The organism is Rhizobium sp. P28RR-XV (assembly GCF_012641385.1).
Lineage (GTDB): Bacteria > Pseudomonadota > Alphaproteobacteria > Rhizobiales > Rhizobiaceae > Rhizobium.
Window position 1 is genome coordinate 471,602 of sequence record NZ_JABAIG010000005.1, and the last position, 12,243, is coordinate 483,844.

The window sequence follows — 12,243 nt, forward strand, 5'->3', positions numbered from 1 at the left end:
GTGGGGCACCAGCGGAGTTTGCTGGAACCGAAGTAAGAATTGCGAGGATGACGTGGCTGATCAGGCACAGAAGGACAGGTTCGTGGCGGCGTTGACAGAGCTTGGCGGCGCCGCCGGCAACGGGCGTCTTCGCGAAGCTTTGCAGTGGGACGAAGCCGCGTACAACGCCGTGAAAGATGAACTCATCTCCGATAGGGTTGTAACCGCCGGGCGCGGGCGCGGCGGCTCGGTGTCGCTTGGTGGCGCTGCCGAAGCGCCGTCCGAAGAAGCGGCGCCGGTCATCGTGCGTGCCAAGCCTGCCCGTGCCAACGGCAATGGCGGCGATCTGGGCTTCGAGGCAGAACTCTTCAAGGCCGCCGACAAGCTGCGCGGCAACATGGAGCCTTCGGACTACAAGCATGTTGCACTCGGACTGATCTTCCTGAAACACATTTCCGACAGCTTCGAGGCCAAGCGTGCCGAGCTTCTGGCAGAGTATCCCGAGGGCGCGGAGGACCGCGACGAATACGCAGCCGACAACGTGTTCTGGGTGCCGCCTACAGCGCGCTGGTCCCATCTTCAGGCGAACGCGAAACAACCCTCGATCGGCAAGATGATCGACGAGGCGATGATCGCGATCGAGAAGGACAACGAAAACCTCAAGGGCGTGCTGCCGAAGGACTATGCGCGGCCTGCGCTCAACGCGGTGATGGTAGGCGAACTTATCGACCTCATCTCCGGTATCGCGCTTGGCCAGGAAAAGGGCGAGGCGCGTGACGTGCTCGGCCGCGTCTATGAATATTTCCTCGGACAGTTCGCCGGATCGGAAGGCAAGCGCGGAGGCGAGTTCTACACGCCGCGCTCGGTCGTGCGGGTGATGGTCGAGATGATCGAACCCTACAGGGGCCGCGTCTATGACCCATGCTGCGGCTCCGGTGGCATGTTCGTGCAGTCGGAGAGGTTCGTTGAACTCCACGGCGGGCGCATCGGTGATATTGCCGTCTATGGGCAGGAGTCGAACTACACGACGTGGCGGCTTTGCAAGATGAACCTCGCCGTGCGCGGGATCGACGCCGACATCAAATGGAACAGCGAAGGCAGCTTCCACAAGGACGAGCTGCGCGATCTGAAGTCCGATTTCATCCTTGCCAATCCGCCCTTCAACATTTCCGATTGGGGCGGCGACCGCCTGCGTGAAGATGTGCGTTGGAAATACGGCATTCCGCCGGCCGGTAACGCTAACTTCGCCTGGGTGCAGCATATCGTGCATCATCTCGCGCCCTCGGGTGTAGCGGGCGTGGTGCTGGCAAATGGCTCGATGTCGTCCACACAGAACAACGAGGGTGCGATTCGCCAAGCGCTGATTGAAGGCGTGAACGGTGCGCCCGGCGTGGTCGATTGCATGGTCGCGTTGCCCGGCCAGCTTTTCTATTCGACCCAGATTCCGGTCTGCCTCTGGTTCCTCGCCAGGGATCGATCGAATGGCTTGGTCAAGAGTGAAAAGTTGCGCGACAGGCGCAATGAAATTCTGTTCATCGACGCTCGCAAACTTGGCTACATGGTGGACCGCACGCGCAAGGAATTCTCCGACACCGACATTGAGAAGGTCACCAGCGCCTATCACGCATGGCGCGGCGAGGAAGAGGCCGGCACCTATCAGGACGTGCCGGGTTTCTGCAAATCCGCTACGCTGGAGGAAATCAAGGCCCACGGCTACGTGCTGACACCGGGGCGTTATGTCGGCGCTGCGGACGTTGAAGACGACGATGTCTCATTTGCAGAACGCTTCAGCGCTTTGCAGGCGAAGCTCGAAGAACAAAACATCACTTCTTCTGAGCTTTTTAAGACTATCCAGCTGTCCTTAAAAAGGATTTCCTGATGGCGGAGCCATGCGAGAAGAAAATTCCGCTTTCGAGGACCACAAAGTTTGTTGTAGATAATCGCGGCCGAACCGCTCCAACTTCCTCAAGTGGCATCGCTTTGATCGCAACTAATTGCATCTCAAACGACGACTTATATCCGACCTATAAGAATGTGCGTTACGTCTCCGGCGAAACATACCGCGAGTGGTTTCGATCTCATCCCGAGCCAGGCGATATTATCCTCACTTTAAAAGGAAGTCAGAACGGGGCAGTTTGCCTTGTTCCAGCTCAAGTCGACTTCGCGATCGCACAAGACATGGTCGCGCTACGTCCGGATGATAAGACAATTGACCCTCTATTCTTATTCGCGGCTCTGCGTTCTCGTGCTGTCCAAGAACAGATCAGAAATTTAGATGTCAGCGGGGTAATCCCTCACCTGAAGAAAGGGGACTTTGATAAGCTTTTTCTTCCCTATCCTGATCGGTATCTGCAGGAGTTTATTGGGCATATCTATTTCTCATTATGCAACAAGATCGAACTGAACCGGCGGATGAACGAGACGCTAGAAGCGATGGCGCGGGCGATTTTCAAGGACTGGTTCGTCGATTTCGGCCCGACCCGCGCCAAGATGGAATGCCGCGCGCCCTATCTTGAGCCGGATATCTGGTCTCTTTTCCCCGACCGCCTCGACGACGAAGGCAAGCCGGAGGGGTGGAACGCGAAGCCACTTGACCAGGTAGCTGACTTTCTCAACGGGCTTGCCCTTCAAAAATTCCCAGCGAATGGGAGTGAGTCCCTGCCGGTGATAAAGATCGCTCAGCTCCGCGCGAGCGGCGTGGCGTCAGCAGATCGTGCATCGACCGAGATTCCGCCAGATTATGTAGTCGAAGATGGCGATGTTCTCTTCTCTTGGTCTGGAAGTCTGCTCCATCGGGTTTGGACTGCCGGGCGCGGCGCACTGAACCAGCATCTTTTCAAGGTGACGTCTAAGAGTTTCCCGAAGTGGTTCTACTTCCACTGGATCGCCGAGCACATGCCATCCTTTCAAGCCATCGCGGCGTCAAAAGCAACGACGATGGGCCATATTCAGCGGCATCATCTCACTCAAGCCACGACGTTCGTTGCCACTCCGGACGCGATGGGAGCCGCAGATGAACTGATCTCGCCTCTTTTTGAGCGGCAGATCGCGAATGACTTGGAATCTCGCACCCTCGCCGCTATCCGCGACTTCCTCCTGCCAAAGCTCATGTCGGGCGAGATTCATGTCAGAGACGCCGAGAAGCTCGTCGGGGAGGCAACATGAGCGCCGACTGGTATCCCGGCATCAAAGCGTTCTGCGCGCATTGGCGACATGCACCGATGCTGCAACAGACCTTCGAGACTCTGGAACGAGAGTTTGCCGACGAAAACGATGCCTGCATCGACGCAGCCAAAGGTTTTGTTGAATCAGCATGCCGGGTTCTAATCGAGGAACTGGACGATCCGCTGAGCCCGCAGAAGCCGGAAGCTGCCGATACACCGCTAAGTCACCTCGTCGGTCTGGCAACGCGACTACTAGAGCTTGGAACCGTTAGGCATCGGGCCTTCGCCGACCTCATCAAACAGCACAATAAGCTCACTGATACACTAAGGGTGTTGCGTAACGAAGCAGGCACGGTCAGTCATGGCAAGGACGGCTTCATAGCGAAGCTCTCAGCTCATCACCGACGGTCCGCTATGCTAGCGGCTGATGCCATCGTCACTTTCCTGCACGAAGCCTACCTTGAGCGTGAACCAGATCCGATTAGGACGTTGGAGCCATACGAGCGCTTTCAGGTCTCAAACGACCTGATCGATGAGTACGCCGCTATCCGCAGTGAAAGCGAAGAGGACGGGCTGCTGAATGTGATGATCATTCTCCCCGGCGGTGACGAAGTGCCGCTCGCAATCGAAACCTCTCGACTGCTTTTCGGTGTAGACCGTGAAGCTTACAAACTCGTGCTCAATGCATGCCGCGAAGCCAAGGCCGCTGTGCCTCAAGACGCGGGGGGCGAATAATGGCATACCTGTCAGAAGCCGCCGTCGAGCGGGTTGTGCTCGATCAACTTGCAGTCCTTGGCTACGCGATTGCGACCGACGCCGAAATCGGCCCCGATGGAAAGGTGTCAGAGCGGGAAGCCTATGCCGACGTGGTGCTGGTCAAGCGCCTGATTGTCGCGATTGAGAAACTCAATCCGACGATCCCGGCGGAAGCGTGTGGCGATGCGCTACGAAAGGTGCTGGCTACCGAAAAGCCCTCGCTTGTCGAGGAGAATCGTCGCCTGCACAAACTGATCGTCGAGGGGGTCGATGTCGAATTCTATAGCGAAGATGGCACGATCCGGGGCGACAAGGTTCGCTTGATTGATTTCGACGATCTTGCCGCGAATGATTGGCTGGCGACGGGCCAGTTCACAGTGATTGAGGGCAGCATTAATCGCCGCCCGGACATCGTCGTCTTCGTCAACGGACTACCGCTCGGCGTCATCGAGCTTAAAGCGCCCGGCGGCGAGAACGCCACGCTCGCAGGCGCATACAACCAGCTTCAGACCTACAAGACGCAAATCCCGTCGCTCTTCCGGACGAATGCCATCCTTGTTACCTCGGATGGCATCACTGCGCGTGTCGGCTCGCTAACCGCTGATCAAGAGCGCTTCATGCCGTGGCGCACCACGGACGGTAAAGTCATTGCTGCAAAAGGCCAACCAGAACTCAATACTCTGATTGAAGGCGTTTTCGATCGCCGCCGCCTGCTTGACTTGCTGCACGATTTCACGGTGTTCGGCGAGACGGGATCGGGCCTTACTAAGATTATCGCCGGCTATCATCAATTCCATGCGGTTCGGCACGCCGTTGACAAGACCGTTGAGGCGTCGGCTCCGCAGGGGGACCGAAAGGTCGGGGTGATCTGGCACACGCAGGGCTCGGGTAAGAGCCTCTTGATGGCGTTCTATGCCGGGCAGCTTGTTCGGCGTCCTGAGCTTGAGAACCCGACAATAGTAGTCATCACCGACCGCAATGATCTGGACGACCAACTTTTCAGCACGTTTTCCATGTGCCGCGATCTGATCCGACAAACGCCTATTCAGGCCGACAGCCGGGATGATCTGCAATCGGCGCTCAACCGTGCCTCGGGCGGCGTGATCTTCACGACTATTCAGAAGTTCTCACCGGCAACAGGCGAAGCGACCTATCCGATGTTGTCAGATCGCCGGAATATCGTCGTGATCGCGGACGAAGCGCACCGAAGCCAATATGGCTTTCGCGCACGGATCGAACAGAAGACGGGCGAGATCGCCTATGGCTTCGCGAAGTATCTGCGCGATGCGCTTCCGAACGCGTCGTTCATCGGGTTCACCGGAACGCCGATCGAAAAGGACGACGTAAACACGCCTGCAGTGTTCGGCGAATACATCGACGTTTATGACATCAGCCGGGCGGTAGAAGATGGCGCCACGGTGCCAATTTACTATGAGAGCCGCCTGGCGCGCATCGAATTGCCCGATGACGAAAAGCCAAAGATCGACCTCGAAATCGAGGAACTGACCGAAGATGAAGCAGTAACAGAACAGGAAAAGATCAAACGCAAATGGGCGACAGTCGAGGCGCTCGTCGGTTCCGAGAAGCGGCTTGCCATGGTGGCTGCAGACCTAGTGCGGCACTTTGAGGATCGTGTTACCGCCATGGATGGCAAAGCGATGGTGGTTTGCATGAGCCGCCGCATCTGTGTTGCGCTGTATAACCAGATCATTGCACTTCGGCCGGATTGGCACAGCGACGACGACGCAGCGGGCGCGATCAAGGTTGTTATGACCGGTTCTGCTGCCGATCCCCAGGGCTGGCAACCACACATTGGCACCAAGGCCCGGCGTGATCTTTTGGCGAAGCGCGCGAAAGACCCGAAAGATGCGCTGAAGCTCGTGATCGTCCGCGACATGTGGCTGACCGGGTTCGATGCACCGTCGATGCACACGATGTATATTGACAAACCGATGAAGGGCCACGGGTTGATGCAGGCGATTGCCCGTGTGAACCGTGTTTTCCGCGACAAGCCGGCTGGCCTCGTTGTCGATTACATCGGCATCGCCCAGAACCTCAAGAACGCCCTTGGCCAGTATTCGGGGTCCGACCAGCGCCAGGCTGGGATCGACGAAGCCGAAGCAGTCGCCGTACTGCTTGAGAAATACGAGGTCGTAAAGGCGATGTATCACGGCTTCGACTATGCGCGGGGTCTGGCCGGTACGCCGCATGAGCGCCTAGTGGTGCTTGCAGAAGCGATCGAGTGGATACTGACACGCCAGCACGAGGCCGCAGCTAAGGAAAACACCGAGGAAGCCAAGCGGCGCGAAAACCGTCGCTATCAGGATGCCGTGCTTGCCCTTTCTAAGGCATTCGCTTTAGCTTCGGCAAGTGATGAGGCCCGAGAAATCCGTGATGAGGTCGGCTTCTTCCAGACCGTCCGCATCGCGCTCGTGAAATCTGCAGACGGCGGCGGAACGAGCGCGGCCGATCGAGATTTTGCCATTCAGCAAATTTTGGATCGCGCGGTCGTTTCAACGGAAATCGTCGACATACTCGGTGCCGCTGGCATTACGACCCCTGATATTTCCATCTTGTCCGGCGAGTTCCTTGCCGAAGTGCAGCAGCTAGAGAAAAAGAACCTTGCGCTTGAGGCTCTGCGTAAGCTGCTGAACGATGAAATCCGCTCTCGTAGCAAGACGAATGTCGTGGAGACCAAACGGTTTTCGGAACGCTTGGAAGCCGCGATTGCAAGATATCATACGAACGCGATCAGCACTGTCGAGGTGCTGCAGGAGCTTATCGACCTCGCCAAGGAAGTTCGAGCAGCCCGTCGGCGGGGCGAGGACCAAGGTCTGTCGCAAGATGAGATCGCCTTCTATGACGCGTTGGCCGAAAGCGAAAGTGCACTCCAACTGATGGGCAACGACTCGCTCAAGGTGATCGCGCACGAACTCCTCGTTAGCCTCAAAGGAAGCGTTACGGTGGACTGGTCTCACCGCGAAAGCGCGCGGGCTCGTATGCGGGTCCTGGTGAAGCGAATCTTGCGCAAGCACGGCTATCCGCCCGATCTTCAGGACGCGGCTGTGCAAACCGTTTTGAGACAAGCCGAAGCACTTTCTGCAGCGTGGTCAGTTTAGCCGCGATCATAGAGAACGAGGGCCGCCATCGGTGTGGTCGGTGCATTTTCATGATGGAGGACAGGAATGCCGGACCATGCTCGGATTAGAGCCCGGATCGCTACGTGCGACGATCCCGAAAAGTTGCGTCGTTGGATCATCAACGCCCGGAATAAAAACGAAACCGATATCAGTGAGGCAGCCTTCCGGCGGCTCATCGCCATCATGCCACAGGAACAGCCAGGCACTGTCGAGTACGACTTTTGGCAGACGATTCACGCCTTCGAGCAAATTCTAACTGAGGAGCGAGGGAAGACCACACGGCTGGCGCGGACCAGACAGAAGGTTGCCCGTGTAGGTGTCATCGAGACATTGAAAGACTGGGCGCTCAGTGACCACCGAACAGATGGGTTCGAGATGCTTCTTGAGCGATCCATGCCGGAGCTCACCGGCGAAGCGATTATCCTACGCCATAGGGAATCATTTGAGGAGATTGTAGTCGCGGCGGCTCGAACGCGACTTGAATCGGCCGGTATCGACGTCACTGCACTACCGAACAAACCGTGACACACGGCAAAAGCACACGCTACCTCAATAAAGTTAGGCCGCAAATACTTGAACTGTACTCGTCTGTATTGACAGTCGACCCGTCTCGGCTGTCTATATCACAGGTAGAAGTGGAGCACACTAATCGCGCCGGGGCGGCATGGCAAAGAGCAGGTCTTTTTCGATTTACCTTCTCAAGGAAGGGTATGATGCAACAAACGCGCTGCGAGGGGACCACGCGCTCGATGCCGGGATCGGCGCACATGGCCTGCCCGAGGGCGCGACGCTGTTCGTCCTGGACAGCGATCCGCGTCCGCCATGGTGGAGGTCATATTTCGGCGTCGAGAAAAACCTGACACAGGTGACGAAGGGTGCCCTAGTATTCCTGCCGGTCGCAGACCGCTGTTTCGCGCTTTCTTTCGGTCATGTCGCCCATAATTTGATCGATTCCGGCTACGAGTATGATTTCGGGCTCCGGGTCACGCTGAACAGCCTTGACCCACACAAGCTCAAAAGCACTGATACGCTCGATCCCGGCGCCGCCAGACGCCAGCGCACACAGCTCCCCATCGAATCCGAACTGACGCTTTTCGATTTCGACCGCGACAGCTCGATACTGCGTAGCTTGACCGGGAAAGTCCGCGACGAGCACAAGGAATTGTTCCGACATGCCACGGGCGGCAGCAATCTGCGCATCAGCACGGATATTGGGGCCGACGGCTTGGCCGCTCTGTGTGAGACGCTGCTCGGCCTGTACGAGAGCGATAACTACAAGGATGCATTTCCCGAAATACAAAACATCGTGCCGGTGCGCGATCCCGCCCAAATAGAGGCTTTGAACGGCCGGCTTCTTGAGGCGTTTTGGGCACGCAATCCCGATTTGAACATCACGGTCCCCGAGATAATCAATTACAGCGACAATATGTATGCCGCCTTCGCCGGCGCCGGACGTAGTCTCGTTTACGACGATGTCTATATCGGACGATATTACGAGTATCTGGATGAGCACGGGAGCGACATGAATACCATGGGTGTTGAGGATTTGCGCCGTCATGCGCTGGTCCTGACCGATGAGGACGGCAACGGCCGGGACCGTTATAGCATTTTCAAGAGTCTCGTCTTCGACACCACGCTGGAGGACGCACAAGGCGAAACGTTCCACCTTTGCGAAGGCAACTGGTATCGCATTGATAATGCCTATATCACTCGCCTTAGCGCTTACCTCGACCCGCTTTGCGAAGACAGCGACCTTCCGCCTTACGTTCAACTGAGCGAGGGCGCTTACAATGAAGCTGTTGCGGCGGCGGATGCGGCCATCGCCTGTCTCGACAAGAAGAATATAAGCCCGGACGGGCAAACCTCGGTTGAACCGTGCGACCTGCTGGCGATCCGCGACGGTGTTGCCAGCTTTTACCACGTGAAGGTCTCGACCCTTTCCGCCCAATTGAGCCATCTATTCAATCAAGGGGTGAACGCGATCGAGTTGATGCGCCTGGAGGCAGCGGCGGTCGATAAGTTGGAAGCGCTCATCCGGGACGCTCTCGCCGGCGGCGATGCGGACGGGATGGTCGCGCTCGTTCGCGATCGGAAGTACCGCATTGTGTTCGGGATCGTGACCCGGAAAGACCCCGCCGGGCGGTCGCTGAACCTGCCATTGTTTTCCCGCATCAGCCTCATGCGCGGAATGAAGGCGCTCCAGCTTATGGATGTGCCGGGGCACGTGATGTTCATCGCGGACCAGGTCGTGGCTGCGGAGGGCCGCAAGAAGAAAAGGAAGAAAATGGACGAGCCCGCCGAGGCCGAGCTACCCGCCGCGGAAGCTGCTGAATAGCATGGGCTCGCAGGCGCTGACCGATCAACAATTGCTCGATGCCCTGCGCGCCGGGGTGGAGCGCTCCAGCAACCTGATCGCGTGGATCACCGATTTTCACGGCGGGCCTGTTACGACCGAGTATATCCTCACGGCGGATATCGCCCGGGAACTGATCGACCGACACTACGAAGTCGCAGTCGAGTTCGCCAACCGGAAACTGGTCAACGGCCTGACGGCAAGGAAAGGCGTCAAGGCGCGCAAATTGCTGGGCTCGCGCCGTACGGATGTCGTCGTACTTAACAACGGACTGAGTCCCGCCGCCCTTATTGAAGTCAAAATCGGGGTCCGGTCCCTGGGGAAGATTAAGGGAGACCTGGCGAAACTGGCCGGCACGATTGCGCTCCTGAAATCACCCTATGCCGCCCGTGTCGTCGCTGCTGTCGTTTATCAGGTTCATGTAACGGGCACCGACAAGATGGAATGGCGCGACCAGCTCCTGCCGGCCATCCAGAAGATTGAGACGCGTATTGAGAGAGAGCTCGAAAGGTACCGCTTTACGGCTTCCGGCTACTCGTTTGCGATCCATCCGCTGCAATCGTCTACCGAGGGAATCACCGAGCGCGCGATCGAGGATGACGGTCATGAAAAGACGCTCGGCGCGCACGGCCATGCGACACGATTTTACGCCGTCATCATTCGCAGCACGAGGGTCCCGCCGCCACCGCCGCGCACTGTCGCTGAACTGAAGGCGCAGTTAGATGAATAAATGCCCACAGCATTACAGCGACTGCGAACCTGTTCCGAGTTCAGCGCACGTACTAGGCGCTCACGCATTCTCTCTTCCGCCCGACTGCTATTTGAGGTCAAAGTAAAAACATCTTTGATGCCGAACCGATTTTCGCGGTCACCTCCGCTAACCACCCTTCTTGGCCAGCAGCTACTCTTAGCAACCCGATGCAGCGGGCCTAGACGACTCGAAAAACTCTTGTGGAGTGCCTTTGTACGCCATAAAGCTAGACCGTCGCCCCCAAGCACGACAATATACACGACCCGAAGTTATCGTGTCAGTCGCCGGGCAAGATAGACTCGTAGGGATAAATAAGATTCAGATTGCCAGAGCGCAGGTCGCTGGGTTTCGGACGAAAACCTTCCAGCTTTCTTGCGTTTATTTTATATACTGAGTCAGCGGGGCGCACCAAACTATCTTGGATGACGATCGCCTCACAGGCTTCGTACAATAATGGCACAATGATCTTATCTCCAGGACGTATCGGCTTTCCTCGCAAGCCGTTGATATCCTCAACCCTCAAGTAAATGTGGGGATCAAGCCGGTATCCTTTCGCAATCCTCCAGATGCTTTCCCCGGATTTAACCTCATGAACCCGCGGCTTCGGTATCGCCAAGTCTTTGATATAGGCAATCTCTCCAACACGAATGGCATACGCCGTGGGGCCAAAGTAGGGAGCTAAGGTCGTTCGTTGCACGAGCACAAAAGTAGGTGCCGCCGGGTTTCCGGGCGAAAATCCAGACATAATAGGATCTGTGGTCAGCACCCATGATGGAGACCCAAGCAAGTCTAGTGACTTGCTATAGGCCGCTATTGAGCTGTTGCTTGCGTTGACGGCCTTAAACGCCGCTTGATTCCCAATCTCATAGAGATGTGTGGCAGCAGCTCCTAGATTGTCGACTAGAGCCGCGTGAACCATGCTACGCAGCAAGGCGGCTACAGGCGTACCCATCGGCGAGACCGCACCAATGAAGTCAAAGAATGGGTTTGTGTCGTAGTGTTCATTTGATATTGCAGGGTTTCCATCCATCTGCACTTGGAGGTCACTGTCTAGCACAAATGATAATCTGATATCTGCAGATCCAGAACCAATATAGTTCTTGTAGTGAACTCCCAAGAACCATCCGCAATCGTTCGCACTGACGTCCACATGGAAGGAAACCGTTATATGATGGCCGTCAGGAATCTCAACTTTGATATCGGATGTTTTTAGCTCGCTTTCACAACTGCTGTGGTCCAACGAATGAATCTTCGCACTTATTGGCGACGATCCAATTTCCGGCATCGAAAATGCGATGTTTCGGGTGATCGTTACTTCTGGTGACCCATCCTGCCCATCCCCGCCCCTTTCTGGCACAAAATCATAGAAGAACTTCTCTATCCGCGAAAGCTCCTCAGCGTTTTGTATGTTCGGATCGCATAACTTGACATTGTCGATCGCGGTGCTGGTGCTAAATGGCCGGTCTACATTGAGATCTGGATCACTCTGCACGTATGCCAATTCCGAAGCTGCACAGAGAAGTATTACCACGAGCGCTCTCATTGGAATCACCTCTTAAAAGCACCAGCGATGCAGCCGCGAGCTGTGGCCACGACAAGCTGCTTGTCCGAGACTGCGGAGAGGCCGTATACATCGCCCGCAAAATGCCTATTTATGTTGTCTGCCCCGGCTCCAACGAAATCCAGCTTTGGTGCAACGCCTGCGTCCGGAAATAATGTGATCGGCTTACCGACCACCAGAGCATCAAACGCCTTGTTCCATGCGGTCGGATAACCTTTGACCTCTGGGGTCATTGACAGCCGTGTTTTAAAGTCAACCGATGGATAAACGCTCTTTGTAAGCATAGCGCACCCAAGCCCGCGGTTCGTCAAACTGTCGCCTTCACGCTGGACATTACTTCTGACGCAGATGTCGTCTGTTTTCTTAGGGTCCCCACCGTATTTGGTGATGACATCGTCCTTCGAAATCAGCAGTAAGCGCTCATTTCGCTGCGCGTTGACGGGGTGGATTGTGACGACCGCCCTGGGTCAGGTGGCAGTGGATTTGGCAAAGTTAAACGGAAGTAGATCGTCTATATCCGCGCCGTCGGGACGCTGCGG

At 56.5% G+C, this 12,243-nt stretch carries 9 protein-coding genes; 7 read left to right on the top strand and 2 right to left on the bottom strand.

Features of this window, described 5'->3' with window-relative positions; genetic code table 11:
* Positions 1 to 52: 52 nt before the first annotated feature.
* The 7 genes from HGP12_RS13745 (at position 53) to HGP12_RS13775 (ending at position 10,122) form a co-directional block, all read left to right on the top strand.
* Positions 53 to 1,858: a class I SAM-dependent DNA methyltransferase gene (locus tag HGP12_RS13745; protein WP_312862883.1), complete on the top strand. Its 1,806-nt coding sequence runs from the start codon at positions 53 to 55 to the stop codon at positions 1,856 to 1,858.
* Entirely contained in the window at positions 1,858 to 3,144 is a 1,287-nt protein-coding gene (locus tag HGP12_RS13750) for a restriction endonuclease subunit S (protein WP_168879107.1), read from the top strand. The genes HGP12_RS13745 and HGP12_RS13750 overlap by 1 nt, the downstream gene beginning before the upstream one ends.
* Complete coding sequence (locus HGP12_RS13755; RefSeq protein ID WP_168879108.1) at positions 3,141 to 3,878, top strand: abortive infection family protein; 738 nt, start codon at positions 3,141 to 3,143, stop codon at positions 3,876 to 3,878. The genes HGP12_RS13750 and HGP12_RS13755 overlap by 4 nt, the downstream gene beginning before the upstream one ends.
* Positions 3,878 to 7,018 (top strand): type I restriction endonuclease subunit R, encoded by a 3,141-nt coding sequence (locus HGP12_RS13760; protein WP_168879109.1) that lies wholly within the window; start codon positions 3,878 to 3,880, stop codon positions 7,016 to 7,018. The genes HGP12_RS13755 and HGP12_RS13760 overlap by 1 nt, the downstream gene beginning before the upstream one ends.
* A 66-nt stretch (positions 7,019 to 7,084) precedes the next feature.
* Positions 7,085 to 7,564: a hypothetical protein gene (locus HGP12_RS13765; protein ID WP_168879110.1), complete on the top strand. Its 480-nt coding sequence runs from the start codon at positions 7,085 to 7,087 to the stop codon at positions 7,562 to 7,564.
* Between the two features lie 139 nt (positions 7,565 to 7,703).
* Positions 7,704 to 9,374, top strand: a complete 1,671-nt coding sequence (locus tag HGP12_RS13770; protein ID WP_168879111.1) for a DUF6119 family protein — start codon at positions 7,704 to 7,706, stop codon at positions 9,372 to 9,374.
* 1 nt (position 9,375) lies between these two features.
* A complete protein-coding gene (locus tag HGP12_RS13775; RefSeq protein WP_168879112.1) occupies positions 9,376 to 10,122 on the top strand; it encodes a hypothetical protein in 747 nt (248 codons plus the stop codon).
* A gap of 298 nt (positions 10,123 to 10,420) precedes the next feature.
* Here the strand turns inward: HGP12_RS13775 and HGP12_RS13780 are convergent, their stop codons facing one another.
* Positions 10,421 to 11,686 (bottom strand): LysM peptidoglycan-binding domain-containing protein, encoded by a 1,266-nt coding sequence (locus tag HGP12_RS13780; protein ID WP_168879113.1) that lies wholly within the window; start codon positions 11,684 to 11,686, stop codon positions 10,421 to 10,423.
* Positions 11,687 to 11,691: 5 nt separating this feature from the next.
* Positions 11,692 to 11,988 carry a hypothetical protein gene (locus HGP12_RS13785; protein ID WP_168879114.1) on the bottom strand — a complete coding sequence of 99 codons (297 nt, stop codon included), beginning with the start codon at positions 11,986 to 11,988 and terminating at the stop codon, positions 11,692 to 11,694.
* Positions 11,989 to 12,243: the final 255 nt, after the last annotated feature.